Annotated in this window: 23 protein-coding genes; 13 read left to right on the top strand and 10 right to left on the bottom strand. The window is 64.8% G+C overall.

Annotation, left to right across the window (positions count from 1 at the left end):
• Positions 1–128 precede the first annotated feature (128 nt).
• The gene (locus ACP7BY_RS06395; RefSeq protein ID WP_137903251.1) at positions 129–2,507 is read left to right on the top strand and encodes a TonB-dependent receptor; all 2,379 of its coding nucleotides are present in this window, start codon (positions 129–131) and stop codon (positions 2,505–2,507) included.
• Positions 2,508–2,543: 36 nt separating this feature from the next.
• On the opposite strand, the gene ACP7BY_RS06390 is transcribed toward ACP7BY_RS06395, so the two are convergent.
• Positions 2,544–3,650: an S-(hydroxymethyl)glutathione dehydrogenase/class III alcohol dehydrogenase gene (locus tag ACP7BY_RS06390; RefSeq protein ID WP_137903250.1), complete on the bottom strand. Its 1,107-nt coding sequence runs from the start codon at positions 3,648–3,650 to the stop codon at positions 2,544–2,546.
• Positions 3,651–3,758: 108 nt separating this feature from the next.
• Complete coding sequence (locus tag ACP7BY_RS06385; RefSeq protein ID WP_209516529.1) at positions 3,759–6,305, bottom strand: TonB-dependent receptor; 2,547 nt, start codon at positions 6,303–6,305, stop codon at positions 3,759–3,761.
• Positions 6,306–6,424: 119 nt separating this feature from the next.
• Here ACP7BY_RS06385 and ACP7BY_RS06380 point away from each other — a divergent pair, with 119 nt between their 5' ends.
• The 5 genes from ACP7BY_RS06380 (at position 6,425) to ACP7BY_RS06360 (ending at position 13,287) form a co-directional block, all read left to right on the top strand.
• Entirely contained in the window at positions 6,425–6,607 is a 183-nt protein-coding gene (locus ACP7BY_RS06380; protein WP_033967126.1) for a hypothetical protein, read from the top strand.
• Between the two features lie 142 nt (positions 6,608–6,749).
• Positions 6,750–7,931: an efflux RND transporter periplasmic adaptor subunit gene (locus ACP7BY_RS06375; RefSeq protein ID WP_052192538.1), complete on the top strand. Its 1,182-nt coding sequence runs from the start codon at positions 6,750–6,752 to the stop codon at positions 7,929–7,931.
• 6 nt (positions 7,932–7,937) lie between these two features.
• A complete protein-coding gene (locus ACP7BY_RS06370; RefSeq protein WP_033967125.1) occupies positions 7,938–11,132 on the top strand; it encodes an efflux RND transporter permease subunit in 3,195 nt (1,064 codons plus the stop codon).
• Positions 11,129–12,610 (top strand): efflux transporter outer membrane subunit, encoded by a 1,482-nt coding sequence (locus tag ACP7BY_RS06365; RefSeq protein WP_033967123.1) that lies wholly within the window; start codon positions 11,129–11,131, stop codon positions 12,608–12,610. Before ACP7BY_RS06370 ends, ACP7BY_RS06365 begins: the two co-directional genes overlap by 4 nt.
• Before the next feature lie 140 nt (positions 12,611–12,750).
• Positions 12,751–13,287, top strand: coding sequence for a GNAT family N-acetyltransferase (locus tag ACP7BY_RS06360; RefSeq protein WP_033967122.1), 537 nt, complete (start codon positions 12,751–12,753; stop codon positions 13,285–13,287).
• Between the two features lie 54 nt (positions 13,288–13,341).
• On the opposite strand, the gene ACP7BY_RS06355 is transcribed toward ACP7BY_RS06360, so the two are convergent.
• On the bottom strand, positions 13,342–13,674 hold the full coding sequence (locus tag ACP7BY_RS06355) for a phasin family protein (RefSeq protein ID WP_052192537.1): 333 nt from the start codon (positions 13,672–13,674) through the stop codon (positions 13,342–13,344).
• A gap of 243 nt (positions 13,675–13,917) precedes the next feature.
• Here ACP7BY_RS06355 and ACP7BY_RS06350 point away from each other — a divergent pair, with 243 nt between their 5' ends.
• On the top strand, positions 13,918–14,946 hold the full coding sequence (locus tag ACP7BY_RS06350) for a hypothetical protein (RefSeq protein WP_033967119.1): 1,029 nt from the start codon (positions 13,918–13,920) through the stop codon (positions 14,944–14,946).
• Between the two features lie 63 nt (positions 14,947–15,009).
• The gene (locus ACP7BY_RS06345; protein WP_052192536.1) at positions 15,010–15,513 is read left to right on the top strand and encodes a bactofilin family protein; all 504 of its coding nucleotides are present in this window, start codon (positions 15,010–15,012) and stop codon (positions 15,511–15,513) included.
• Between the two features lie 80 nt (positions 15,514–15,593).
• Here ACP7BY_RS06345 and ACP7BY_RS06340 read toward each other — a convergent pair whose 3' ends face one another.
• The 5 genes from ACP7BY_RS06340 to ACP7BY_RS06320 are packed head-to-tail and all read right to left on the bottom strand — an operon-like array spanning position 15,594 to position 20,334.
• Positions 15,594–17,009 carry a hypothetical protein gene (locus ACP7BY_RS06340; RefSeq protein WP_033967111.1) on the bottom strand — a complete coding sequence of 472 codons (1,416 nt, stop codon included), beginning with the start codon at positions 17,007–17,009 and terminating at the stop codon, positions 15,594–15,596.
• A 40-nt stretch (positions 17,010–17,049) separates the two neighbouring features.
• Positions 17,050–18,444 (bottom strand): dihydrolipoyl dehydrogenase, encoded by a 1,395-nt coding sequence (gene lpdA, locus ACP7BY_RS06335; RefSeq protein ID WP_033967109.1) that lies wholly within the window; start codon positions 18,442–18,444, stop codon positions 17,050–17,052.
• On the bottom strand, positions 18,437–18,847 hold the full coding sequence (locus ACP7BY_RS06330; protein ID WP_033967107.1) for an acyl-CoA thioesterase: 411 nt from the start codon (positions 18,845–18,847) through the stop codon (positions 18,437–18,439). The genes lpdA and ACP7BY_RS06330 overlap by 8 nt, the downstream gene beginning before the upstream one ends.
• Positions 18,840–19,052 (bottom strand): hypothetical protein, encoded by a 213-nt coding sequence (locus tag ACP7BY_RS06325; RefSeq protein ID WP_033967106.1) that lies wholly within the window; start codon positions 19,050–19,052, stop codon positions 18,840–18,842. The genes ACP7BY_RS06330 and ACP7BY_RS06325 overlap by 8 nt, the downstream gene beginning before the upstream one ends.
• Positions 19,053–19,059: 7 nt before the next feature.
• Complete coding sequence (locus tag ACP7BY_RS06320; RefSeq protein ID WP_137903276.1) at positions 19,060–20,334, bottom strand: pyruvate dehydrogenase complex dihydrolipoamide acetyltransferase; 1,275 nt, start codon at positions 20,332–20,334, stop codon at positions 19,060–19,062.
• A gap of 135 nt (positions 20,335–20,469) precedes the next feature.
• Here ACP7BY_RS06320 and ACP7BY_RS06315 point away from each other — a divergent pair, with 135 nt between their 5' ends.
• From ACP7BY_RS06315 to ACP7BY_RS06305, 3 genes are all read left to right on the top strand, one after another.
• The gene (locus tag ACP7BY_RS06315; protein ID WP_033967059.1) at positions 20,470–20,925 is read left to right on the top strand and encodes a universal stress protein; all 456 of its coding nucleotides are present in this window, start codon (positions 20,470–20,472) and stop codon (positions 20,923–20,925) included.
• Between the two features lie 78 nt (positions 20,926–21,003).
• Entirely contained in the window at positions 21,004–21,606 is a 603-nt protein-coding gene (locus ACP7BY_RS06310; protein WP_231565343.1) for an anthrone oxygenase family protein, read from the top strand.
• A 73-nt stretch (positions 21,607–21,679) separates the two neighbouring features.
• The gene (locus tag ACP7BY_RS06305; RefSeq protein ID WP_137903277.1) at positions 21,680–22,990 is read left to right on the top strand and encodes a M28 family metallopeptidase; all 1,311 of its coding nucleotides are present in this window, start codon (positions 21,680–21,682) and stop codon (positions 22,988–22,990) included.
• A gap of 9 nt (positions 22,991–22,999) precedes the next feature.
• Here the strand turns inward: ACP7BY_RS06305 and ACP7BY_RS06300 are convergent, their stop codons facing one another.
• Positions 23,000–23,896, bottom strand: coding sequence for an RcnB family protein (locus ACP7BY_RS06300; protein ID WP_033967069.1), 897 nt, complete (start codon positions 23,894–23,896; stop codon positions 23,000–23,002).
• 113 nt (positions 23,897–24,009) lie between these two features.
• Positions 24,010–24,495 carry a GAF domain-containing protein gene (locus tag ACP7BY_RS06295; protein WP_126845344.1) on the bottom strand — a complete coding sequence of 162 codons (486 nt, stop codon included), beginning with the start codon at positions 24,493–24,495 and terminating at the stop codon, positions 24,010–24,012.
• A gap of 96 nt (positions 24,496–24,591) precedes the next feature.
• Between ACP7BY_RS06295 and arfB the strand changes: the two genes are divergently transcribed.
• Positions 24,592–25,014 carry an alternative ribosome rescue aminoacyl-tRNA hydrolase ArfB gene (gene arfB, locus ACP7BY_RS06290; RefSeq protein ID WP_033967061.1) on the top strand — a complete coding sequence of 141 codons (423 nt, stop codon included), beginning with the start codon at positions 24,592–24,594 and terminating at the stop codon, positions 25,012–25,014.
• An 80-nt stretch (positions 25,015–25,094) separates the two neighbouring features.
• The gene (locus ACP7BY_RS06285; RefSeq protein ID WP_033967062.1) at positions 25,095–25,709 is read left to right on the top strand and encodes a TetR/AcrR family transcriptional regulator; all 615 of its coding nucleotides are present in this window, start codon (positions 25,095–25,097) and stop codon (positions 25,707–25,709) included.
• The last annotated feature ends 267 nt before the right edge of the window (positions 25,710–25,976 follow it).

Below are 25,976 nucleotides of genomic sequence, written 5' to 3'. Positions count from 1 at the left end.
GACGCTGAAATGAGGAGGATCGTGCTGTAAAAGCAGCACAAGACCGACCGCCGCTACCAATATCTATATCCGGCTATATATAGCGAGTCGCCAATGCGGAGCACCGCAGGTCAAAGCTGGGGATTTGTATGCGACCGTCGACCTTTGTTATCGCCACCGTCTCGGTGGCTGCCGTGATGGCGCTTATGCCCGGTGTCGCCAACGCCCGGCCAGACGCCGACGCACCCAAAGCCGACGCCGCCCTCGATACCAATAGCGACATCGTCGTCACCGCGCGCCAGCGGGCGGAGGATCTCGAAAAGGTGCCGCTCGCCGTGTCGGTGGTGGGCGGCGCGCTGCTCGACCGGTCCTACACCGTCAACACCAGCCAGTTGAGCTTGCTGGTCCCCGCGCTCAACTACAGTTCCGCCAACCCGCGCAACACCGCCTTCACCATCCGCGGCCTCGGCAGCAGCGTGGTCGCGGTCAGCCAGGCCAATGACGGGCTGGAACCCGGCGTCGGCTTCTATGTCGACCAAGTCTATCACGCCCGCCCCGCCACCGCCGCGTTCGATTTCTCGGATATTCAGCAGATCGAGGTGCTGCGCGGGCCGCAGGGCACGCTGTTCGGCAAGAACACCACTGCTGGCGCAATCGCCATCACCACCCGCGCGCCGACCTTCACCCCAGAAGCGAGCGAAGAGCTGTCGGTTGGCAGCTACAACTTCGTCCAGGCCAAGGCCTCCGCCTCGGGGCCGCTGATCGGCGATACCGTCGCCTTCCGCCTGTCGGGACTGGTCACGCGGCGCGACGGCGTGATCGACAATGTCCGCACCGGTGCCAAGGAAAACGGCATCGGCAATCAGGCGGTGCGCGCGCAAATTCTGTTCAAGCCGACCGCCGATTTCCAGCTCCGCGTGACCGGCGATTTCACCAATTTCGAAAGCGAATGCTGCACCCAGGTCTATCTGCGCGTCGGCCAGAGCCTGCGGGCCCCTTCCCGGCAATATCCGGCGCTGGCGGCGCTGTTCAACTACACCCCGCCCAGCACCAACCCGTATGACCGCGTCACCGATATCGACGCAGCCTTGGGCGTGAACACCAATGAAGGCGGCGTCTCGGCGATTGCCGACTGGAATGTCGGTTTCGCAACTCTCACCTCGGTCAGCGCGTGGCGCTTCTGGAACTGGGATGCCGCCAATGACCGTGATTATACCGGCATCCCGGTCCAGCTCAGCCAGCACATCCCGTCGCGCCAGGATCAATATAGCCAGGAACTGCGGCTCGCCTCGAATGGCGAGCATCGGCTCGGCTATGTCGCTGGCCTGTATTTCTTCGACCAGAAAATCACGGGAGAGCCGATCAGCATCTACGGCCCGGCGGCGGCTTATTATCTGATCGGCCAGACCACCGGCACGCCCGCCGTCGCGGTGCCCGCCAATTTGCTCGACGGCTATGGCACGGACGGCCACACCCGGCTGAAGGAAGATAGCTATGCCGCCTTTGCCGAGCTCAACTACAAGATCCTGCCGCGCCTTACCCTGACCGGCGGCCTGCGCCACACCTATGAAATTAAGGACGGTACGTACGACACCACCGTGTTCGGCGGCCCCGCCACGACCAATACGACGCTGCTCAACGCGCGGCTCGGCGTGCTGCGCCCGCAAAGCTATGTCGCGCATGACCGCGAGAGCAACGTGTCCGGCCGCGCCAATCTCGCCTGGCAGGCGACCGACACCGTGATGCTCTATGGCGGATATGCGCGTGGCTTCAAATCGGGCGGGATCAACTTGTCGGGTCTGCCGCTCAACACCGCCAACCAGCCGGTGCTGACCACCGCCGTAATCCGGCCCGAGCTCAACACCACCTATGAAGGCGGGATCAAGGCGGCGCTGTTCGACCGCCGGTTGGTGGCGAATCTCGCAGGCTATTACACCGATGTCCGCGATTTTCAGGCGACGATCGTCGACAGTTCGCAAACCGTGGCGCTGCGCGGTTACCTTTCCAACATTCCCAAGGTGACGGTGAAGGGCTTCGAGGCCGATGTTACCGCCAACGTCACCCGCGCCTTTCAACTGCGCGGCAACGTCGCTTATGCACATGGCACGTATGCGAACTATCCCGCTGGCCCCTGCCCGCTTGAGGTGCAGACCGCCGCGACCACGGCGTGCAACCTGACTGGTCGTCCGCTCGCCGGACTTCCGAAATGGTCGACCACGATCGGCGGCGACTACACGCTGCCGGTGGGCAGCGCCGCGCTGATCCTGCACGCCGATTCAAGCTGGCGCACCAGCTATTATGGCGACCCCAGCCTGTCGAAATACACGTTGATCGACGGCTATAACGTCACCAACGCCAGCCTCGGCTTGCGCAGCAAAAGCGGGCTCGAAGTCGCGCTGTTCGTGCGCAACCTGTTCAACGCCAATTACATCCAGAATCTGACGATCCAGGCGGGCAATTCCGGCCTGATCCTCGGCACTCCCAGCGACCCGCGCGTCATCGGTGTTACCCTGCGGGCGCGGCAATAACCGCTGCGCCTCCCCAACGGGGGAGGCGCAAGGCGCTCAATACACCACCACGCTGCGGATGCTCTCGCCTGCGTGCATCAAATCGAACCCCTTGTTGATCTCCTCAAGCGAGAGGACATGCGTGATCATCGGGTCGATCTCGATCTTGCCGTTCATATACCAGTCGACGATCTTGGGCACATCGGTGCGCCCCTTGGCCCCGCCAAACGCGGTCCCGCGCCAGTTGCGCCCGGTAACGAGCTGGAACGGGCGCGTGCTGATTTCCTTGCCCGCCTCGGCCACGCCAATGATGATCGAGGTGCCCCAGCCACGATGGCACGCTTCCAGCGCCTGGCGCATCACGGTCGTGTTGCCGGTGCAATCGAAAGTATAATCCGCGCCGCCATCGGTCAGCGCGACGAGGTGCGCGACCAGGTCGCCCACATCCTTCGGGTTGACGAAATGCGTCATGCCGAACTTGCGGCCCCATTCCTCGCGGTCGGGGTTGATGTCGACGCCGACGATCATGCTTGCGCCCGCCATCCGCGCGCCCTGCAGCACGTTGAGCCCGATCCCGCCCAGACCGAACACGATGACATTGTCGCCGACCTGCACCTTGGCGGTGTTGACCACCGCGCCAACACCCGTCGTCACGCCGCAGCCAACATAGCAACTGGTCTTGAACGGCGCGTCCTCGCGGATCTTGGCGACAGCGATCTCGGGCAGCACCGTGAAATTCGAAAAGGTCGAGCAGCCCATATAGTGGAAGATCGGCTGGCCCTTATAGCTGAACCGCGTCGTGCCGTCGGGCATCAGCCCTTTCCCTTGCGTCGCGCGGATCGCGGTGCACAGGTTGGTCTTGCCGCTGAGGCACGATTTACACTGGCGGCATTCGGGGGTGTAGAGCGGGATGACATGGTCGCCCGGCTTGACCGAGGTGACCCCCGCACCGACTTCGCGCACGATGCCAGCACCTTCATGCCCCAGCACGCTGGGGAACAGGCCCTCGCTGTCGAGCCCGTCGAGCGTATAGGCATCGGTATGGCAAATGCCGGTCGCCATAATCTCGACCAGCACTTCGCCCGCCTTCGGCCCCTCCAGATCCAGTTCGACGATTTCGAGCGGCTTCTTGGCTTCAAAGGCGACGGCGGCGCGGGTCTTCATGGCGGACACTCCTGGAAACGTGCGTCCTCACTTACGGCCACCGCCCCGCGCGTCAACCGCCCGCGCCGTTCAGCCGCCATGCCAGAAAAGCATGGCCGCTATCGACCTTTAGAAGAACAGCTTGCGGATCGACACCCGCACCGTCCGCCCCAGCGGGTTGAGATAATCGGGCTGATAGGCGACCGGCGTCGTGCCATTCGAATCGGTCACGCGCTGGCGCGAATCGAAGATGTTGTCGAAGGCGACCGCGACGCGCATTCCCCGCATCCAGGGGTGCTTCTTGACCAGCTCAAGCCGCTGCCCGAGATCGCCGAACAGACGCAGGCTGACGGTCGCCAGATCCGAAAAATGCAAGTCCTGCGGATTGGCGGCGGTGCCGCCATTGACGTTGGTGGCACTCTGCCAATTCGCCGACAGACGCACGCCGATGCCGTTATTGCTGTAACCGGCCTGCCCTTCCAGTTCGTGGCGAGGCTGACCGCCGCTGCCGCCGATCGCATCGCCGCGCAACAAATCGAGCGACGGGCCACCCTGCTGCACCAGCACGCGATCGGTGAAATGCCACGTATGGTAGAGCGCGAATTGCAGACGGCCGCCCGGCGCACCACGGCCACCCCCGCCCCCGCCAAAGCCGCCGCGTCCCCCACCACCGCCACCGGGGCCACCGGGACCGCCGGGGCCACCCGCACCTGGACCGCCCGCGCCACCGCCGCGCTCCGCCCGTGCCTGCGCGATCTGCCGCGCGACGCTGTCGGGGACCTTGATCCCAGCAAACGGATTGGGCCCCTTGCCCGCGCGCCATGCCTCGATTTGCTTTTGCAGTTTCGATTTCAGCGGCACCGAGAAATTGATGCCCCAGCGCAGTTCCGACCGGCTGGTCTCGGCGAAATTGATCGGCCGCGTGTCGATCCGCTGCAGGTTGCCATCGGCATCGCGGGTGAAGCGCGATGGAAATGCCGTCTCGATCGCCGAACTCGCGCTCGGAAAGCTGGCGACCGGGTTCTCGGTACGCACATCGACATAATTGGCCGACAGCGACAGGTCCTTGGTGCTCCATGGCTTTAGCGTGACACCCAGCTTGCGCGTATGGCTGTTGCTCGCGATCAGATTGGGGTTGCCACCCGAAACCGTCGTCACGACGGCATTCACGCCGCGCACATAATCGAAGACCGGCACGTTGGGCGTCACCACTTGCGGGTTGCCGAGTTGCTGCGCGGTTGGTGCGGTGTCGCGATCGGTGACCGACGCGATGATCCGCAGCGGCACCACCGGCGACCAATTGAGCCCATAACCAAGTGTCGTCAGCGTGCCGAAGTCCGACAGTTGATCGACCGCGACATTGCCGTTGACCGACAGGCTGCCAATCACCGGCAGCACATTCTTGGCGCGGCTGGTCAGTGGCACGTCGATATTGAGCTGGCCGTTGGCGGTATTGCGCGACACACTTCCGGGCGAAATCAGTCCTGCTCGATACGACGTGCTGCTGAAATCGCTGATATCGCCGCCGAGGTGCACGCTGGTCGAGACTTCGCCCGCCGGCAGCTTGAACAAAGCGCCGTTGACCAGAAGGTCCACTTGTCCCTCGTCCGAGGTCGAATAGCCGCGATTGACCGGTGCCAAAGCGGCGGCGGACCCGAGCCCGGTATCGGTAAAGGTCTTCGATTCATTGTGATCATAGGCACCGGTAACCGACCATTGCCACCCGCCCAGCGCCCCGTTGAACGCCGTGCCGAGATGCGCTCCAACGGTCGAGTTGCGCTGCTTGAGCGGGGTGACATTGCCGCTCGGCACGCCGTTGACGACCACCGCGTCGGCCGGAAGCCCAAGCAATCCCGTGGTATCGGTTGCCGACAGCGTCGCGTTCAGGGTGCCCGAAACGGCACCGAAGGTCCGCGCATAGGTAGTGTTGGCGTTGAACGTGCGGCCCGAGGGCAGCAACGTGCGAAACGGGCGTTGATCGACCGTACTGGTGGAGCTGCCGCCAGTGCCCGACGCTTTGGTGGTGGGCAGGATGTCGCGCTCGCTCTCGGTCAGCGCGTCGGATGCCAGATATTCCAGGTGCAGGTTGACCCGCCCCTTATTGGCAATGGCCAGCAGATCGAGTTCGGCTTGTGGTGTGTCGCGACCGCCCTCAGTCGCGCTTTTGTCCGACAGCTCGACCGTCGCCGCGCGGAAGCGCCGTCGCAGCACGAAATTGACCACCTTCTGATCGGCGCGATAGCCATATTTCAGCGCGACTTCCTCCGGAAGGATGTCGACGCGGGCGATTGCCTCGGTCGGCAAATCGCGAATCTCTGCGAATCCGGAAATGCGCTTGCCGTCGATAAGGACGACAGGCGCGCCGCCGCTGCCGCGATCGCTGCGGATCTGCGGTGCCAGTTCCGTCAGCAATTCGGAGACCGAGCTTACGCCGTAGGAACGAATATCGGCGGGGCCCAACTGTTGCTCGGGCGGGATGTCGCCAATCACCGCGCCCGGCTGCTTGGCCCCTTGGACGACGATGTCGGGGCCGTCCTCATTATCGTCCGACGCCGGAGGCTGGGTGGATTTGGCCGGTGCCTGCGGTGCCTGGCCCGGCTGCGGTGCCGCCTGCGCGCTGGCCAGCGCGGGGGTCGCCGCGAGTGCGAGCGTCAGCAAGGTCGTGGTGGCAGCCATAACAAATCCGTCGATGGAGGTTAGAGACAATATTGGCCGCCTAGCCGCCAAGTGTCGCAAGAGTGTGTCACGCATGCGATACGCTGGCGCAGGCCGCGCGATTGGGGTAGCGCGCCGCTATGAGCGAAGATCGATTCGAACGCCACCGGCAACCATGGACCACCGACGAGATCCAGAAGCTCCACACCCTCGCAAAGAAGGGGATGGCGCTCAAGGCCATTGCAAAGGCGCTCAAGCGCAGCGAGGAATCTACCAAGGACCGCGCGAAGGCCGATGGGTTGACCATCGCCAAGCTGCGGTGACATGTTGCGCCGCAATAGAGTCGGTTAGGGCCGAACCGAGACAGTTGATCCGGGCCCGGAACAATCCCTAACAGACAACGTTTGGCGACGATTGCGCAGGGTATCCACCGTGCGCCGACTTGGCCCGGAGCGGTGGACAGCAATGACGGTTCGGTTTTTCCCCCTGCAAACAATTGCGCTCCTTGGCGGTTCTGCCCTGCTGCTTTGCAGCTGCGGCGCTGCGTCGCAGAACAAGAAAAACACCGCCAAGGGGTCGCCCGAAGTCGGCTTCGTCGTCGTGCAGCCAACCAGTGTGCCGATCGTCACCGAACTTGCCGGGCGGACCGCCGCCTATCAAAGCTCGGAGGTGCGGCCGCAGGTCAGCGGCCTGATCCTGCATCGTTTTTTCACTGAAGGGGCTTTGGTACGCCAGGGCCAGCCGCTCTACCAGATCGACCCGAGCCTGTACCGCGCATCGGCAAATCAGGCGCAGGCCAACCTCGCCAGCGCTGCCGCCAATGCCGAGGCAACCAAGGCGAAGGCCGATCGGTATAAGCCGCTTGTCGAGATGGAAGCGGTCGCCAAACAGGATTATACCGACGCCACCGCAGTCGCGCGCCAAGCGGCGGCTGCCGTCCAACAAAATCGCGCCGCGCTCGATACGGCGAAGATCAACCTGCGCTTCACCACTGTCCCTGCCCCGATCACCGGGCGGATCGGCCGCTCGCTCTTCACCGAAGGGGCGTTGGTGACGGCAAGCCAGACGAGCCCGCTGACCACGATCCAGCGGCTCGATCCCATCTATGTCGACATCCAGCAAGCGAGCGCGGATCTGCTGCGCCTGCGCCGTGCGCTCGCGTCGGGCGGGGCTATTCCGACCCGCGCCGATGTGCAGCTGAAGCTTGAGGATGGCAGCAATTACGGCCCGACCGGCGATGTCGAATTTTCGGAAGTCGTGGTCGATCCCGCAACCGGCACCGTTACGCTGCGCGCGCGCTTCCCCAACCCCCAGGGGTTGTTGCTTCCCGGCATGTTCGTCCGCGCCAGCTTTGCGCAGTCGATCGATACCAAGGCCTTCCTCGTGCCGCAGCAAGCGGTATCGCGCGACCCCAAGGGCAATGCGACGGTGTTCGTGGTCGGGCCCGGCAACAAGGCGATCCAGAAGACGGTCGTCGCGCCACGCACACAGGGTACGTTTTGGGTCGTTACCGACGGCCTGAACGCAGGCGACAAAGTGATTACGCAGGGCGTCGGCAAGGTGAAACCCAACCAGCCGATCAAACCCGTCAATGCCGATACGCCGCAGACGATCAAGGCACCGACCTCTGACAAGTCGAAGGGCTGACCGCCCGTGATCTCGCGCATTTTCATCGACCGGCCGATCTTCGCCTGGGTCATCGCCATCATCATCATGCTTGGCGGGATCGGCGCGATCTATACGCTTCCCGTCGAGCAATTCCCCGATATCGCCCCGCCCAACGTCAACATCCGCGCGACCTATCCCGGCGCATCGGCCGAGACGCTGGAAACGTCGGTCGCACAGGTGATCGAGCAACAGCTCACCGGCATCGATGGCTTGCTGTATTTCAGCACCAGTTCCTCCTCGCGCGGCCAGGTCAACATTTCCGCGACCTTCGCCAAGGGCACCGATCCCGACATCGCACAGGTGCAGGTGCAGAATAAGGTCCAGCAAGCCCTGCCGCGCCTGCCGCAGCAAGTGCAGCAGCAGGGCATTACCGTCACCAAGTCGAACCCCGACTTCCTGCTGATCGCCGCGATTTACGACACCAGCGATCGCACCACCAACCAGGACGTGTCGGACTATCTGGTTTCCAACCTGCAGGATTCGATCGGCCGGCTGAAGGGTGTCGGCGATATCAACGTGTTCGGCGCGCAATATGCGATGCGCGTGTGGCTCGATCCCAACAAGCTCGCCAGCTACAGCCTCATCCCGGGCGATGTCGTCAACGCGATTACCGCGCAAAATACCGAAGTCGCGGCCGGCGAAATCGGCGGCACGCCCAACGGACCCGAACAGGTGCTCAACGCCACGGTCACGGCGCAGTCGCGCCTGTCGACCCCCGACCAGTTCCGCGCGATCGTGCTCAAGACCCAGCCCGACGGATCGACGGTGCGGCTGTCCGACGTCGGCCGGATCGAGCTCGGCTCGGAAAATTACGGCATCACCAGCCGTGTCAACGGCCATCCCGGCGCAGGTCTCGCGGTCAGCCTGGCACCGGGCGCGGATGCGCTCAGCACCGCCGAACTGGTGAAGAGCGAGATCGAGCGCGCCTCGAAAAACTTCCCCAATGGCTATGCCTACAGCTTTCCGCAGGATTCGACCGCGTTCATCAAATTGTCGGTCGAGGAAGTCGAAAAGTCGCTGATGGAAGCGATCGCGCTGGTCGTCGTCGTCATGTTCGTGTTCCTGCAAAGCTGGCGCGCGACCTTGATTCCAACGATTGCGGTGCCCGTCGTGCTGCTCGGCACCTTCGGTATTTTCTCGCTGGCTGGGTTTTCGATCAACACGCTGACCCTGTTCGGGCTGGTGCTGGCGATCGGTTTGCTGGTCGATGACGCGATCGTCGTCGTCGAGAATGTCGAACGCCTGATGGACGAACATCCCGAAATGTCGCCGCGCGACGCGACGATCAAGTCGATGGACGAAATCACCGTCGCGCTGATCGCGATCGCACTGGTGCTGTCGGCGGTGTTCCTGCCGATGGCGTTTTTCGGCGGCTCGACCGGCGTGATCTACCGGCAATTTTCAATCACCATCGTATCGGCGATGGGGCTGTCCGTGCTGGTCGCGCTCGTGCTGACCCCGGCGCTGACCGCCACGTTGCTGAAGCGTAAGGACAAAACGAAGCAAGAGAGCTGGCTCGACCGCAAGACGCGCGGCGCCTCGGAATGGTTCAACACCGGGTTTGACCGCATGGTGACGCGCTATGGCAATGCCGTGTCGCGCGTGGTCGACCGCAAATGGCTGTTCCTGCTGATCTACGCCGGGGTCGTTGCGATCCTCGCGATCATGTTCGTGCGCTTGCCGACCGGCTTTCTGCCGACCGAGGACCAGGGCATCGCGCAGATCCAGTTCAACCTCGCCCCCGGTGCGACGATCAACCAGACGCGCGCGGCGCAGATGCAGATCGAGAAATACTTCTCCGGCCCAGAGGCCAAGAATGTGGACGGATTTCTGACGGTTGCCGGCTCGGGCGGCGGCGGCGTGGCCGGCGGGCAGAATGCCGGCCGCGGCTTCATCGCGCTCAAGGATTGGGCCGATCGCAAGGGCGCGGTCAACGGGGCCGACGCGATCACCCAACGCGCGACCAAGGCCCTGAGCGGGCTGCGCGACGTCGAATTTTACGCGACCGTCCCGCCGATCGTGCGCGGACTTGGGCAATCCAACGGCTTTACGATGGAGTTGCAGAATACCGGCGGGCTGAGCCGCACCGATTTCAAGGCCGCGCGCGACAGCTTGCTTGCGGCGGCGCGCGCCGATCCGACATTGGCCGCCGTGCGCCCAACCGACCTTGACGATCAGCCGACGCTCAAGGTCGATCTCGACGCGCAGAAACTCAGCGCGCTCGGGCTCACCCAGTCAGACGTCAACACCACCTTGGCGACCGCCTGGGGCGGCCGCTACGTCAACGATTTCAACGATCGCGGTCGGGTGAAACGCGTCTATGTCCAGGGCGACGCGCAGTACCGCGCGGCCCCTGAGAATCTTGCGCAATGGTATGTCCGCGGATCGAGCGGGGAAATGGCCCCCTTCTCCGCTTTCTCCACCATTTCATGGAGCAAGACCCCGCCGACGCTCGCCCGCTTCTCGGGCATCTCGTCCTATGAGCTGTCCGGCCAGGCCGCCCCGGGCACCAGCTCGGGTACGGCGATGAACCGCATGAGCGAACTGGCCGCGCACTATCCCGGCATTAGCGTGGCGTGGAGCGGTCTGTCCTATCAGGAACGACTGTCCTCGGGACAGGCACCGTTCCTCTACGGCATTTCGCTGCTGGTCGTGTTCCTGTGCCTTGCCGCTTTGTATGAAAGCTGGTCGATCCCGATCGCGGTGCTGCTGGTCATCCCGCTCGGGCTGGTCGGTGCGATCTTCGCGGTCACGCTGCGCGGGCTGCAGAACGACGTCTATTTGCAAATCGGGCTGCTGACGACGATGGGCCTTGCCGCGAAGAACGCGATCCTGATGATCGAATTTGCGGAACAGGCCGAAAAATCGGGCAAGCGCGTGATCGAGGCTGCGCTGGAGGCTGCGCGCATTCGCTTGCGGCCGATTTTGATGACCAGCTTCGCCTTCATCTTCGGCGTGCTGCCGCTCGCCATTTCGACCGGCGCGGGCGCAAACAGCCGCATCGCCATCGGTACCGCGGTGATCGGCGGAATGCTGACCGCGACGATCCTCGCGATCTTCTACATTCCGCTGTTCTTCGTGCTGGTCCGCCGGGGCACACGCGACGTGTTGAAGCATCTGCACCACGAACACCCCACCCCGCCCGCTGCGGCCCCAGGCCAGCCGGAGACGACGGCATGATCCGCAAAACCATCCCGCTGATCGCGCTGACGTCACTCGCAGCGTGTTCGATGGCCCCCAAATATGTGCGGCCAGATCTGCCCGTGCCGCCGAGTTGGCCCGTCGGCGATGCGTATCTGAAACAGAGCGAAGCGGCGCTGCCGAGCGTCAGTTATCGCGACATTTTCCGCGATCCGCGCCTGCAAAAGATCGTCGAGCAGGCGCTGGTCAACAATCGCGATCTACGGATCGCGGCCGCCAATATCGCGACGGCGCGGGCGCAATATCGCATTCAGCGCGCGGCATTGTTGCCCGAAGTCGATGGCGGGCTCAGCTTCAGCCATCGCGACAACGGGACCAGTGGCGTCTCCTCGGGCAGCACCGGCGGATCGACGAGCGGCGGCACAACGACCGGCGGATCGGGGGTTCGCGACACATATTCGGCCAGCCTGGGCATTACGGCGTTCGAAATCGATCTGTTCGGTCGCGTTCGCTCGCTGACCACCGCCGCGCAGAACAGCTATTTCGCGACCGAATCCGCCGCGCGCGCAACCCGACTGACCTTGGTCGGTGACATCGCTTCCGCCTGGCTCAATTATGCCTCGGACCAGAGCCTGTTGAAGATCGCGCGCGATACCGCGGCCAGCGCGCAGCGCAGCGTTACGCTCACCAAGGCACGGCTCGATGGCGGGATCGCGCCGCGCACCGATCTCGACCAGGCGCAGATCGTGCAGCAAACCGCCTTGTCCGATCTTGCAACGCAGACCACCGCCGTCGCGCAGGACATCAACGCCTTGCAATTGCTGGTTGGTGCCCCGGTCGACCCCATTTTGCTGCCGACGTCGATCGAGGAAGCCGCCCCGACAATCGCCGACCTGCCAGCCGGGCTCGATTCAGGCATCCTGCTCCGCCGCCCCGACGTGGTGCAGGCGGAATATACGCTGCGCGCCGCCAATGCGCAGATTGGGGCGGCGCGCGCGGCACTGTTCCCGCGCATTTCGCTCACTGCTCTGGCGGGCCTTGCCAGTACCTCGCTCAGCAACCTGTTTACCGGCGGTGCCTTCAACTACTCGGTTGCGCCGAGCGTAAGCTATCCGATCTTCCGCGCCGGTGCCGGTCGCGCGGGTGTCGCGCAATCGCAGGCGCAACGCGATTCCGCGCTCGCCAGCTATGAAAAATCGATCCAGACGGCGTTTTCGGAAGTCGCCAATGCGCTGGCCCGGCGCGGCACGATCGGCAACCAATTGGCGGCGCAAGAGGCGCTGACCAAATCCGCAGGGGACAATTACCGCCTGTCCGACGCGCGCTATCGCGGCGGCATCGACACCTTCCTGCAAAGCCTCGACGCGCAACGCTCGCTCTATTCGGCGCAGCGCTCGCTGGTTACGACGCGGCTGACCGGCGCAACCAATCGGGTGACGCTGTACCGGGCGCTGGGCGGGGATGCGGCCTTGGATGTCACGCCGACGGGACCGCAACCCACCGCGCCGCGCCCTTGAGCACCTCAGGCGGTGCGCGCCAACATTTTGCGTCGGACACAGGTGACAATCGCAGGCAGGCGTGCCAGCCTCGCTGCCGGGGCGGTCGATCGGGTGGCATAGGCCGAGCTTGATCGTGGGGCTTTGGGGAAACGATCAGCATGGGCCATCACATTCGCCGGTTCGCGGCAAAAGACGAAACGGCGATGCAAGCGTTTGCCGAACGCTTGCCCGAGCACGATCTGTTGTTCCTCGGGCGCGATTTGCGGCATCCGCGCGTGATCGCCGCCTGGGTTGAGGCGATCGGCGAAGGTGCGATCGACAGCCTCATCGCCGAGGACGATCAGGGGAGGCTGGTCGGCGCGGCGGCGTTGGTGCGCGACCCGCTGGGCTGGAGCGGCCATGTCGGCGAAGTCCGTTTGCTCGTCTCGCCGGAGAAGCGGGGGGCCGGGCTGGGCCGCGATTTGCTGGAGGGCATTTACGCGATCGCGATGGACCGTGGCCTCACCAAATTGACCGCACAGATGACCCCGGATCAGATAGGATCGGTGATGCTGTTCGAGAGCCTGGGCTTCCGCGCCGAGGCGCTGCTCAAAGGCCAAGTCCGCGATCGCGCCGGGACGGCCTATGACCTCACCATTCTCAGCCATGATATGCCCGTTGCCGGGAAATCCCGGACTGCCGAGGACCCAGCCTGACCCTCCCCTTATTGTCCGCAGACAAGGGCACCCGGAGCGAGCGCCCTTGTCCGGTCACGCGTCCCCGCGCACTGCCCCCACTGCGTCGCGACCGAATTGCAGGATCACTTCACCGATTTCGCGCGCCTGGGTCATGCTGCGGCTGCCCTGTTCGCGCAGAAATTCGCCTTGAATCTTCATCACTTCCGAAAGATCCTTGGCTGAGGCGGCAGCGCGCATCGCGGCAAACGCCTCTCGCGTGTTGGTTTCGGCCTGGTCCAGCAACTTAAGCCCCACACTGGCGCTGTTCTCGGCGATCTTCGTGCCGGCGTCGCGAATCGATTCCGCCGCCTTTTTGGCCGGATCGGCGATTGTCTCCTTGAAAGCGTCGCTTGCTGTATCCGTCATGCGCTCGTTTCCTTCTGCTGATACGCCGTCTTCAAACGGTCAGTCGCGTCAACGCACGAGCAGACGAAGGGTGGCGGTCTCTCGCCGCTTGGCTGCAGCATCGTCACTCTCCGGCCGACGTCTTATGCGTCGCGGCACCGATGGTGAACCTCGCCGCGTCCCGGAGCAAGAGGCGTTGGCTTCTCTGCAAAGAACGGCTGCGACCTTAACGCGGCCTTAGCCCGACATTGGCAAGACAAACGGGTGAACGCCGCCTTCATCACGATGCCTGCGCGCCCGGAACGGCAGCGCTTGCCGCCAGTAGCCGTGTCGCTGCCGATTGCCGGGGCGTTCGTCATTGCCGCCACGCTTTGGGCGACGCCCTTTGCCGCATTTTGCGCTCTGCTTGGCATCGTTGTCGTGGCACTTGCCGGGCTGGCGGTACTGCGGCGGCTCGATACGGCCGAGCCCGGCCGACGTGCAGCGCTTTTCGCGCTTGGGCCGTGCGTCCTGTTCGGTGCGGGCCTGGCCGACCTGAACGATGCACTGTGGATGGCAGCCTGTCTGATGGCGCTCGCCGCAGCGCTCGATCGCCGCCATATCCTGATGCTGCTGTGCTGGGGGAGCGCTCTGGGCATCGATCCGCAGGCGATGTTCGTCGCGCCCTTTTTTCTGGCATTGCTCATCGATCGGCGCGTCCCGGTATACCGTTGGGCAGTCGCCCCGCTGGTCGCCGCAGCGACGCTGGCGGCGCGTTTCGCGGCAGGCTGGCCAATAGGCGGCTGGGCCTGCGCCTTTTTCGTGAAGGCCGACGGCGTTCAACAGCTTTCGGTCAATGCCCCCAATATCTGGACGATCGTACAGGTGCTCCCCCTCGGGGGAGTTCCGCTGTCCGGACTCGCCTTAGCGGCGACTATCGGGGTCAGCGGTGCCTATGTCGCGCGTATTTCAACGCTGCGACTGAGCGGGCATTCGCTTGTGGCGGCGGCCTTGCTCGCTTCGCTGATCATGGCGGGGCTACTGCCGCACCTCCACCCAAGCGGCGTCTTTCTCGCCGACATGCTCGTGCTGATCCTCGCGCTGAGCAAGCGCGACCCTGCGAGCTGGCGCATCGCATTACTGGTACAAGCCGGATCGGCGCTTGGCGTTTTGGCGGACCTATCGGGGCTTGGCGGCCTCGCCATCCTTGGCGCGGGAGCGCTGGTGACGGCAACGCTGTGGCTCGCGCGCAGCGTCCTGAAGCCCGCAGCCAACGACAATCCCCTTATGGCACGCCAGCCCGCGAGAACTTAGTTCTGTAATTTCTGCAGGCTATGGTAGCAAAACTCCAGATTCGGGGTGTGTGGGGACAGGTAGATGGCGATTTTCACGAGCAATTCGCGCGGCGACCGGGATGCGGGTTCGGGGCTTCCCCCAGCGCCGCCGACGCTGTCGCAAAACGCCAATGGCAAGCGTGGCATGTTCTCGGTCCTTGGCCCAGACGTGGTGATCACCGGAAATGTCGCGGCCACCGCAGATTTGCACATCGACGGTCGGGTCGACGGGGACGTCCATTGCGCGACGCTCGTCCAGGGCAATGACAGCCGCATCAACGGTGCGGTAACCGCCGAAATCGCACGCCTTGCCGGTGCGATCGAGGGCTCGGTCTCGGTCCGTCAGCTTACGATCGAACGGGCTGCCCGCATCGTCGGCGATGTCGAATATGAATCGATCGCGATCGAAACCGGTGCCTCGATTGATGGGCGTCTGAAGCACATCGCGGCCGACTCCGGCACGCGCGCCTTCGACCGCACCCCACCCGTCACCGCGAAACGCGACGACGATGTGGTGCAATTTACGACGGCACCGACCGCCGCCTGATCGACTCCCCCCCGGCCCAAGCATTGCGATCCAAAGGGTTCGCGTGCTTGGCCGGGCGCGGTCATCAACCGCCGCGTTTCCTACCGCAGCAAATCGCGATAGCTGGTCGGCGGAGTCGGCAGGGTCAGCCGTGCCACGGTTCCAGCAACCAGCACCACGGCAAGGGCCAGTCCGCCGATCCGCCCAGCGCGCTTGCTTTGCCGCCAGTCCCCCCACAACAGCACCGTCGCCAGTGCCGTCGCAACCATCGGCCACAAATGGTAGCGCAGGTCCGAGGCAATGCTCAGCACGCCGAAACTCAGCTCCAGCGTGATCGCCGAAACCAACAGCGCCAGCGCCAGGTCACGCGGCGGTCCGCTCGCACGGGGAGCGGCCACCGCCAGCCCGACGATCGCAACCGTCAGCCACGCAAAGGGCCACCCCAGCGGCGTCTCCGCCATCCACCGCGCGGCCACCTGCCACCCGCGCGCCACCACGCCGGGATTGCCAAGGGCAAAATCGTTGGGCTCGCTCCGCGCGGGCGGAGCCGCCCCCGCCCAGCCAGCCGGCACCAGCCAGCGCTCGGTAGAATTGAAATGCGCCAGACGGTGCGCCGCATAGGCGACGGGATTGCGAAAGATCGCGGCGACCAGCATTCGATAGAGGGCTCCGGCAGGCAATCGCTGCAGGCGCGCCACGATGGGTGCGCAACGCGTTTCCTCGCCCAGCGGATCCCAGAAATAGGGTTTTACGCAATGCCCGGCCTGCAATGCCCGCGCTTCGAGCGGAGTAAAGCCAATCGCCGTATCGGGCGCGCGCACCGCAATTCCGGCCAGATCATAGAGCGCTTCGGTTCGCTCGACCCCGCTCGACGTCGCTCCCAACGGTCCGTGATTGAGGATCGGTGATACCATCAACACCGCCGCCACGCCCGCCAGACCGAGCGCGAGCCGCGTCCACCAGCGCCCCGTCCCGAACAGCATCACCGCCAGCGGCACGGTTGCGAACACCGCATTTGCGCGCACCAGCGTGGCATAAGCCAGCAACGCCGCCACCGCGATCAGCGCCCATACCGGGACGCGCGCACCCCGGAGCCGCCACCACGCGACCGCACCACACGCCGCCAGCACAGCGCCCAGCATTTGCGTGTCCTTGAGCACCACCGCTTGCCAGCCCAGGAACAGCGGCAGCGCGCCAATCGCCAGCACCGCGGCAGCCGCACCGCCCCGCCCCAGCCGCGCCAACGCCGCTGCGATCAGGCCGAACCCGGCCCAATACAACACCATCTGTGCAACGAACATCGGCTCGCTTGTGCCACCGAAGGCGGCGTGGAGCAGGCTCCACATCCGCGCCATCGCGGGCGGGTGCCAGTCCTCGTAGGCCCCGCTCAGCACCTGGGCGAACTGGCCGACGCTATCGTACATCGCGATGCCCGGCCAGAACAGCGCCAGCGCGCCCGCCAGCAATAGCAGCGTCACCCCGGCAACCGTCCAGATGCGGGGCGGCGACGGTATCATATAGGTCGCGGACGTCCCGCTACGGGCGCACGAGCATCCATCAGATGTGCAACGCGCGACCGTACGCGCCGAGCACGCTTTCGTGCATCATTTCGCTGAGCGTCGGATGCGCGAATACCGTTTCCATCAGCTCGGCCTCGGTCGTCTCGAGCTGGCGCGCGATGACATAGCCCTGGATCAGTTCGGTCACTTCGGCACCGACCATGTGTGCGCCGAGCAATTCGCCGGTCTTGGCGTCGAACACCGTCTTCACGAAACCCTCGGCCTCGCCGAGCGCAATCGCCTTGCCATTGCCGATGAAGGGGAATTTGCCGACCTTCAGCTCGTAACCCGCTTCCTTGGCCTTGGCCTCGGTCAGCCCCACGCTCGCGACTTGCGGACGCGAATAGGTGCAGCCGGGGATATTCCACTTGTCGAACGGATGCGGCTTGAGGCCCGCCAGTGCCTCGACGCAGACGATGCCTTCATGGCTCGCCTTGTGCGCGAGCCACGGCGCGCCGGTCACGTCGCCGATCGCATAGATCCCCTCGACATTGGTGCGGGCATAGCCATCGACCTTGATGTGGCCGCGATCGGTTTCGATCCCCAGCGCTTCCAGCCCGATATTCTCGGTATTGGGCACGATGCCGATGGCGACGATGACATGGCTGAACTCCTCGGAGGTCACCTTGCCGTCCTTGCCCTTGATCTTGGCGGTAACGCCCTTGGGCGAGGTGGTCAGGCCCTCGAGCCCCGTGCCGGTGAGCAGCTTGATTCCCTGCTTGGTCAGCGCCTTGTCCATGAAAGCGGAGACTTCTTCATCTTCCACCGGCAGAATGCGCGGAAGCATCTCGACGATCGTAACATCGGCACCCATGTCGTTGTAGAAGCTGGCGAACTCCACACCGATCGCGCCCGAGCCGATGACCAGCAGCTTGGTCGGCATTTCGGTCGGCACCATCGCGTGGCGATAGGTCCAGATGCGCTCCCCATCCGCCTTGGCGAAGGGCAGATCGCGCGCGCGCGCGCCGGTGGCGATGATGATGTGCTTGGCTTCGAGCTCGGAGGTCTTGTCGCCCTGCTTGACGCTGAGCTTGCCCTTGCCCGTCAGCGTGCCGACGCCCTCATACACCGTGACCTTGTTCTTCTTCATCAGGCCTTTGACGCCGGCATTGAGCTGGCCCGCGACCTTGCGGCTGCGCTCGACGATCTTGGGCAGATCGAAACCGACCTTCTCGGCCTTCAAGCCATAGGATTCGGCGTGCTGCATATAGTGATAGATTTCCGAGGTGCGCAGCAGCGCCTTGGTCGGGATGCAGCCCCAGTTGAGGCAAATGCCGCCCAGCCGCTCGCGCTCTACAATGGCCGTCTTGAGCCCGAGCTGCGCCGCGCGGATCGCGGCGACATAACCGCCGGGGCCGGAGCCGAGGATGACGAGATCGAACGTATCAGCCAAGGGAGGATCCTTCTTGTAGCGGAACTACTTTAAGCGGGAGCGGACGGTCGTCCTCCCCCATCGAAACCAATGTAAAGCGGCCGGCCGCGGCTTGCGAGGTGCCCTCGCCGTGCCGGTCGCGTCGCCAGACCTGTACAGCGACGGTCATCGAGGTCCGCCCGGTGCCAACGATCTCGGCATGAAAGCTCACCTCATCGCCAATCTCGACCGGAGCGGTGAAACTGAACCCATCGGCCGCCACCACCGGCGCGCGTGCGCCGCAAAAACGCGAGGCGACCGATCCGGCGGCCAGCGCCATCTGCCCCATCAGCCAGCCGACGAAGATCTTGCCATAAGGGTTCGCATCGCACGCCATCGCTGTCGCGCGAATCGCGGGCGGGTAGTCGGGGGGAAACTCAACCATCGGCGGGCCGGTCGTCGTGATCCGCCCGCCAGGCCAGCCGCAACGGCCGGATTCCCATCAACACCACCACGACCATCACGCCGTAGGCGACACCCCAGATCGTCGCGGCGGCATGGGGCAATGCCCAGACCGCCCCCGCCGCAAACACTGCCGTCGCGAAAATGCCCGCCGCGATATGGAGCAACTCGATGAGGGTGCGACGCATCGACGGATTATGCCAGCATCGACAACGGCGCTTCGACCAGCGTCTTGAACGCCTGCATCAGTTGCGCGCCGTCGGCACCGTCGATCGCGCGGTGATCGAAGCTGCCGGTGGCCGACATCACCGTCGCCACGCCGAGCGTGTCGTCGATGATATAGGGGCGCTTCTCGCCCGCGCCGATCGCCATGATCATGCCCTGCGGCGGGTTGATCACCGCCTCGAACTGCTTGATCCCGTACATGCCCATGTTGCTGAGCGAGGCGGTGCCGCCCTGATATTCCTCGGGCTTCAGCTTATTGTCGCGCGCGCGCGCGGCGAGATCCTTCATCTCGGTCGAGATCGCGGCCACACCCTTGGTGTCGGCCCCGGCGATGATCGGCGTGATCAGCCCGGTCGGCGTCGACACCGCGACCGAAATATCGGCACGGCTGAAGCTGATCAGCTGGTCGGGGGTGAACATCACGTTGCACTTGGGCACCTGGATCAAGCTGGCGGCGAGCGCCTTGATCAGCAGATCGTTGACCGACAGCTTTACGCCGCGTGGCTCCAGCCCCTTGTTGAGCTCGCCACGCAGCTTGAGCAGCGCGTCGAGCCGGATGTCGACCGTCAGATAGATGTGCGGAACCGTTTGCTTCGATTCGGTCAGGCGGCGCGCGATCGTCTTGCGCACGTTGCTGAGCTTTTCGGCGGTGTGCGGAATGTCGGGGATTGCGGCGGGCTTGGCCGGGGCGACCGCCGCCGGGGCGGCGGGTGCCGCAGCAGCTTCGGCAGCCTTGGGTGCCGCCGTGGCACCGGCCTTCGCGCCCTCAAGATCGGCCTTCACGATACGGCCATTGGGGCCCGAACCGGTGAGCGTGGCGAGATCGATGCTCTTTTCCGCCGCAATCCGGCGCGCGAGCGGGCTCGCCTTCACGCGATCACCGCTCTCGGCCTTTGGCGCAGGGGCCGCCGGGGCCGCCTTGGCCGCCTCCGGCGCTGGCGCAGCGACGGGAGCCGCAGCGACCGGTGCAGCCTTCGGCGCGGGTGCCGCATCTGCACTTTCGCCCTCGGCGATCAGCGTGGCGATGACGGTGCCGACCTTCACATTGTCGGTCCCTTCGGCCACCAGGATCTTCCCGATCACCCCTTCATCGACCGCCTCGAATTCCATCGTGGCCTTGTCGGTTTCGATCTCGGCCATCAGGTCGCCGGATTTGACCGTATCGCCCTCTTTCACCAGCCATTTCGCCAGCGTGCCTTCCTCCATCGTGGGGGAGAGAGCTGGCATTTTGATTTCGACCGGCATCAACGCGTCCTCATCTAACCGAATCCGTAGCGCCCGTCTCTCGCGCCCGATGCGCGAACGGTCAAGACCACTGCTTGTCAGACGCATCGGTTCGCCCCACTTAAGCGCGACAATCGCTTCAGGGGGCGGGCGACAATGCGCATTTATCTGGTGGTGATCGACGAGACGCCCGAAAGCAGCATCGCCTTGCGCTTTGCCGCGCGGCGCGCGGTAAAGACCGGCGGCGGGGTGGAAATCCTGGCGCTCGTCCCCCCCACCGAATTTACCGCCTTTGCCGGGGTGCAGGCCACGATCGAGGAAGAGGCACGCCACCATGCCGAGGGACTGGTGGCGGCAGCGGCGGGGGCCCTGATCGAGGAATCGGGCCTGAAGCCGCAGATCACGGTGCGTCAGGGTGATGGCCCCAAGGTCATTCGCGAGATGATCGCTGCCAATCCCGACATCGCCGCGCTGGTGCTGGCGGCAGCGGCGAGCGGCGCGCCCGGCCCGCTGGTGGCGCATTTCGCCGGAGCCGACACCGGTGCCCTGACCATCCCGCTGATGATCATCCCCGGCTCGCTCGACCGCGAGGCGATCGACCGGCTGAGCTGATCCGGCGCACCCGAAATCGCTAAACGGACGCGAACGAGCACGGTACAGGGATTTCGGAACGGTATAGGGATGTCGGAGATGACCCGTCGCGAGAATATCACCAAAGCGTTCCTGTGGCTGGCGGTGCTGGTCGGTGGCCCCTTGCTCGGCGCGAAGCTCTTCGATCTGATCGTGCTTGCCGGGGCGTGGAGTGCCCATCCGCCGCATTCGCTGGCGATGATGCCCTATGGCAAAGCGTGGCCAGTCGATACCGGTGTGTTCTTCATCCCCTTTTCGGCAGCGATGCTGATTGCCGCGTTCGGCGCGCTGGCGGCGGGCTGGACGACGCCGTGGCGCTATCGCTGGCTGCTATGCGTCCCGTCGCTCGGCATTCTGGCGCTGCTCGTGCTGACCGTCATCGCCTTTTGGCCGATGAATGCCGCGCTGTGGTATCACGGCATCGCCTCCCCGCGGGACACGATGTCAGACGCCGAATCGGTCGCCATGGCGCGGCAATGGGTGGAACTGGACTGGGTGCGCGTCGCAGGTGCGGCGGCCGCGTTCGTTGCGGCGCTGCGCGCGCTCACCTTGCCGTGGCCAACCGAGGTGGCTCCACGCGATTCGCTGGTCGTCCGGTTGCTGCTTTGGGCTTTCCTGGCTGGCGTGGCCGCGTTCGTCATCTGGTTCGTCTCGAACATCTAGCCCGCCAATCCCGCCTTATGGGGACGGCGGACAGCAACTTGCGTCGCTTCCGATATCCCGCCACCATATGCCCATGCGTTCCCTCCCCACCGCAGCCGCGCTCGCCATCGCGACGCTCACCACCCCCGCTTTCGCGCAGGATACCGCCCCGGACCCGGCACGGCTGAAGGCCACCGTCGAAAAACTCGTCAGCTTCGGCACGCGCCACACGCTCTCTTCCGCCGATGATCCGGTGCGCGGCATCGGTGCCGCGCGGGCGTGGGTTGCTGGCGAAATGACGCGGATTGCCGATGCGTGCGACGGCTGCATTACGGCCGCCAATATCGCGCGCACCTTCACCAACGCGCGCGCGCCGAACGGCGTCAACGTGGTCGACGTACTCGGCTTCCAGCAAGGGCTCGACCCCAAGCGCGTGATCATCGTCGGCGCGCATATCGACAGCCGCGTCAGCGACGCGATGGACGCCACGCACGACGCCCCCGGTGCGAATGACGATGGCTCGGGCGTCGCCCTGGTGCTGGAAGCGGCGCGGATCCTGTCCAAGGAAAAATTCCGCGCGACGATCGTCTATGCCGTGTTCTCGGGTGAGGAACAGGGGCTGTTCGGCGGCACCCTGCTGGCCGAAACCGCCAAGCAGCGCGGCTGGACCGTCTCCGCGATGCTCAACAACGATATCGTCGGCAACACGATGGGCCAGAATGGCGTGCGCGTCGCCGACCGCGTCCGCGTCTTTTCCGAAGGGATCCGCGCGACCGAGGACCTGCCCGCGCAAATGGCACGGCGCGGCAATGGCGGCGAGGATGACGGCCCGTCGCGCGCCCTCGCCAAGGCGATCGATGGAGTGGCCGGCACGCTACCCGGCGGGCTCGACGTGTTCGTCGATCGCCGCCCCGATCGCTTCGGGCGCGGCGGCGACCATGAGCCGTTCCTGAAACTCGGCTATCCTGCGGTCCGCTTCTCGGTCGGGGCCGAAAACTGGACGCAGCAGCACCAGGACGTCCGTGTGGAAAACGGCATCGCTTACGGCGACACCGTCGACAAGATGGATTTCCCCTATCTCGCCAAGGTCACCGCGATCAACGTCGCCACCATCCGCCGCCTCGCCGCCGCCCCCGCCGCGCCGGAGGGCGTGACGGTCGCGGGCGCACTGAGCTTCGACACCACAGTGAAGTGGAAACCGGTCGCGGGTGCCGCCGCCTATCGTATCCACTGGCGTCGCAACGACGCGCAGGACTGGCAGAAATCCACCGATGTCCCCGCCTCCGCCACCAGCACGGTGCTGAAGGACATCAGCGTCGACGACCATTTCGTCGGGGTCGGCGCGGTCGCGGCGAACGGGGCGGAAAGCCTGGTGACCTTTGCCGGCCCCGAACCGCGCGGCTAAGCGACCGCGTTAGCTCCCCTGGACCGGCTGTTCGACCTTGCGGCAGCCACAGCTCGGCCGCCGCACGGGACGATAATGCCGCTTTGGCGCGGCGCGATAGACCCGGCGCGCCGCGACATAGCGGGTCCGAGATTCCTCGATATATTCGGTCGTGGTGGTGGTCGTCGTCACGATCGGCGGGCCCTGGATCACCACGGTCGTCGTCGGACCAGCATAAGCATAGCCGCTCGCCGCATAGCCGCCCTGGACATAACCACCGGTCGAATAGGTGGTCACGGTGCGGTTTTGCACGACCGGAGGCAGGGAAATGTAAGGCTGGGAACCGTAAGACGGGCCATAGGATTGGCTGTAGCCGCTGGCATAACCGTCATATCCGCCCTGACCATAGCCAGCGCCATCCCAATCGAGCCCGTTCACCGAATCCCACACGCGCCCGCGCCCATCGACCAGCACGGCGTCGTCATAATAGCGATGCCAGCTATAGCCCGCAGGCGGCGGGGCGAGGCCGTAGTTGCCGTAATCGGCGATATAGAAGCTCGGCGAGAACCAATATTGCGGCAACGCATAGCCGCGATGCGGGCGGCGATAGGCCTTCCAGCCTCCGGGTGCGTTGTTCCCACCCGACCAGTGCCCGCCATTGTTGCCACCCCAGCGCCGTGGCACGCTCGGCTGCGGCGGGCGACCCGGGTAAGAAGGTGCGGGATAGGACTGCGGCGGCGCGGCTTGGCCGGGATAGGCCACCGGCGGCATCTGCTGTGGCGGTGCCGGCATCGACGGTGCGGGATAGGATGGCACCGGATAAGGGGCCCCGGCGGCACCGCCACCCTGCCCGATTCGCTGCGCTTCCGCCCCGCCCGCGCCGAACGCAGTAACCATTGTGAGGGCAGCAAGAGCTAGGGTTCGCATGGTAAACTCTCCGGTTGCGGTGCCGCCGCCCAAAGGCACGCCACCAAATGATTAACGGACAAGCTACCATTTTCCGCAGTTTTCCGCCACATTCGGGTATGTCCCGAAACGGATCACCCCGCGATACGTGGTCCCAGCACTGCCATCAGCGCTTCGCACCCCGCCGCATCCGCAGCGTCGAAGCGCGCGGGCGTGGGGCTGTCGAGATCGAGCACGCCGATCAAACGCCCGTCATGAACGATTGGCACGACCAGTTCCGACCGGCTCGCCGCATCGCAGGCGATGTGGCCGGGAAAGGCGTGGACATCCTCCACCAATTGCGTCTGGAGCGTCGCCGCCGCCGTGCCGCACACCCCGTCGCCGATGGCGATGCGAATGCAGGCGGGCTTGCCGAGGAACGGCCCCACCACGAGTTCCCCGCCAACCAGACGATAGAAACCCGCCCAGTTGAGATCGGGCAGATATTGCCAGATCAGCGCCGCGACATTGGCCATGTTGGCAATCGCGTCCGGCTCCCCCGCCGTCAGCGCGTCGAGCGCGGCGAGCAGGTCCCGGTAAAGCTCGGCCTTGGACTCCGCCGAAATCGTGAAATCGTACATCGCTATCTCCGTCGCGCTCCATTTGGCGAAGCATGGGGGACGGAACAAGCCCGCAACCAATCGACCAACGCGTGCGCATGTTTTAGGAGGACGCACATGGTCGCCATTCCCGTCACCCGATCGATCAGCATCGACAGCGACGAGCTGCAGGAATCCTTCACCCGCGCCGGGGGCCCGGGGGGCCAGCACGTCAACACCACCGACAGCGCCGTGCTGTTGCGCTTCGATGTCGGCGCATCGCCATCGCTGCCCGATGCGGTGAAGAACCGGCTGGCGGTGCTGGCAGGATCACGCCTCACGCGCGACGGCGTGCTGGTGCTGCGCAGCGAAGGCGCACGTTCGCAATTGCTCAACCGCCAGGAGGTGCGCGAACGCCTGATCGAGCTGATCCGCGAAGCGACCATCGTCCCCAAACGTCGCCGCCCCACCAAGCCCTCCAAAGCCGCCAAGGCCAAGCGGATGGAGGGCAAGACCAAGCGCTCGACGGTAAAGTCGCTGCGCGGCCGCGTTACCGACTAGGGGGCACAAAGGCTCTGTCGCGTGCCTCGGACAATCACGACACTGGACCTTTGGCGACAGCGGCCTATATACCGCTCGGTATGAATAGCGTTTGTTCCCTCCCAGCCACGAAAGGCCGCCCGCGCGAATTCGACCTCGACGAAGCGTTGGCGGCGGCGTTGCTGGTGTTCTGGCGCAATGGCTATGAAGCCGCGTCGATGACCGAATTGACCAGCGCGATGGGCATCACCAAGCCCAGCCTCTATGCGGCGTTCGGCAATAAGGAAGCGTTGTTTCACAAGGCACTCGACCTCTACGAGCGCGAAAAACTGGCCTATATGAAGTCGGCACTCGAAGCGCCGACCGCACGCGGCGTGGCCGAGCGGCTGTTTCGCGGAGCGCTCGAAATTCAGATGAGTACGTGCGACCCCAAGGGCTGCCTCGGAGTCATCAGTTCGGCCACCTGCGGAGCCGAGGCCGAACCGATCAAGGCCGAAGTCGTCAAGCGCCGGGCCTCTTCGGAAGCCGCCTTGATCGCGCGCTTCGAACAGGCCCAGGCGGCGGGCGAATTGCCCGACGGGATGACCCCGGCCGCGCTGACGCGCTATTTGTTCGCGATCCTCCAGGGTCTGGCGATTCAAGGGGGGTCGGGCGCCACCTGCGAAGAACTGTCGCAACTGGTCGAAACCAGCATGGCGGTCTGGCCGACACAGTAAGGACCGGAATAAATATTCCGACCGGTACAGAAAGCGGTTGACGCACTGCACAACCGCTTTATATACCAAATGGTATTCAAACCGGGGCCTGATGTGGAGCCGGTGTCGGAAAAAGGGTCTCCGCCAATGTCCGTCGCACTCATCTGATTGATCCGTCAGCGGTTCGACCGACTGGCGTTCCACTTTTTATAGCTGGTCGACAGGAGCGCCGCGCGCTTGCTGCCCAGGTTTTGCACGCTTGAAAACAGTTTTGCCGGGACGACCGCT

This window comes from Sphingomonas sp. PSPC2-2 (assembly GCF_049897725.1).
Taxonomy (GTDB): Bacteria; Pseudomonadota; Alphaproteobacteria; order Sphingomonadales; family Sphingomonadaceae; genus Sphingomonas.
Note: the sequence above shows the minus strand (reverse complement) of the source record. Positions and strands in the feature narration are given on the sequence as shown.

What these genes read in the sequence shown, in the direction of transcription:
- ACP7BY_RS06305 (WP_137903277.1), top strand. Translation starts at nt 21,680, where the DNA reads ATGCGTTCCCTCCCCACCGCAGCCGCGCTCGCCATCGCGACGCTCACC.
- ACP7BY_RS06300 (WP_033967069.1), bottom strand. Translation starts at nt 23,896, where the DNA reads ATGCGAACCCTAGCTCTTGCTGCCCTCACAATGGTTACTGCGTTCGGC.
- ACP7BY_RS06330 (WP_033967107.1), bottom strand. Translation starts at nt 18,847, where the DNA reads ATGGTTGAGTTTCCCCCCGACTACCCGCCCGCGATTCGCGCGACAGCG.
- ACP7BY_RS06395 (WP_137903251.1), top strand. Translation starts at nt 129, where the DNA reads ATGCGACCGTCGACCTTTGTTATCGCCACCGTCTCGGTGGCTGCCGTG.
- ACP7BY_RS06340 (WP_033967111.1), bottom strand. Translation starts at nt 17,009, where the DNA reads ATGATACCGTCGCCGCCCCGCATCTGGACGGTTGCCGGGGTGACGCTG.
- ACP7BY_RS06345 (WP_052192536.1), top strand. Translation starts at nt 15,010, where the DNA reads ATGGCGATTTTCACGAGCAATTCGCGCGGCGACCGGGATGCGGGTTCG.
- ACP7BY_RS06315 (WP_033967059.1), top strand. Translation starts at nt 20,470, where the DNA reads ATGCGCATTTATCTGGTGGTGATCGACGAGACGCCCGAAAGCAGCATC.
- ACP7BY_RS06390 (WP_137903250.1), bottom strand. Translation starts at nt 3,650, where the DNA reads ATGAAGACCCGCGCCGCCGTCGCCTTTGAAGCCAAGAAGCCGCTCGAA.
- ACP7BY_RS06385 (WP_209516529.1), bottom strand. Translation starts at nt 6,305, where the DNA reads ATGGCTGCCACCACGACCTTGCTGACGCTCGCACTCGCGGCGACCCCC.
- ACP7BY_RS06365 (WP_033967123.1), top strand. Translation starts at nt 11,129, where the DNA reads ATGATCCGCAAAACCATCCCGCTGATCGCGCTGACGTCACTCGCAGCG.
- arfB (WP_033967061.1), top strand. Translation starts at nt 24,592, where the DNA reads ATGGTCGCCATTCCCGTCACCCGATCGATCAGCATCGACAGCGACGAG.
- ACP7BY_RS06380 (WP_033967126.1), top strand. Translation starts at nt 6,425, where the DNA reads ATGAGCGAAGATCGATTCGAACGCCACCGGCAACCATGGACCACCGAC.
- ACP7BY_RS06320 (WP_137903276.1), bottom strand. Translation starts at nt 20,334, where the DNA reads ATGCCGGTCGAAATCAAAATGCCAGCTCTCTCCCCCACGATGGAGGAA.
- ACP7BY_RS06310 (WP_231565343.1), top strand. Translation starts at nt 21,004, where the DNA reads ATGACCCGTCGCGAGAATATCACCAAAGCGTTCCTGTGGCTGGCGGTG.
- ACP7BY_RS06375 (WP_052192538.1), top strand. Translation starts at nt 6,750, where the DNA reads ATGACGGTTCGGTTTTTCCCCCTGCAAACAATTGCGCTCCTTGGCGGT.
- ACP7BY_RS06355 (WP_052192537.1), bottom strand. Translation starts at nt 13,674, where the DNA reads ATGACGGATACAGCAAGCGACGCTTTCAAGGAGACAATCGCCGATCCG.
- ACP7BY_RS06325 (WP_033967106.1), bottom strand. Translation starts at nt 19,052, where the DNA reads ATGCGTCGCACCCTCATCGAGTTGCTCCATATCGCGGCGGGCATTTTC.
- ACP7BY_RS06295 (WP_126845344.1), bottom strand. Translation starts at nt 24,495, where the DNA reads ATGTACGATTTCACGATTTCGGCGGAGTCCAAGGCCGAGCTTTACCGG.
- ACP7BY_RS06285 (WP_033967062.1), top strand. Translation starts at nt 25,095, where the DNA reads ATGAATAGCGTTTGTTCCCTCCCAGCCACGAAAGGCCGCCCGCGCGAA.
- ACP7BY_RS06360 (WP_033967122.1), top strand. Translation starts at nt 12,751, where the DNA reads ATGGGCCATCACATTCGCCGGTTCGCGGCAAAAGACGAAACGGCGATG.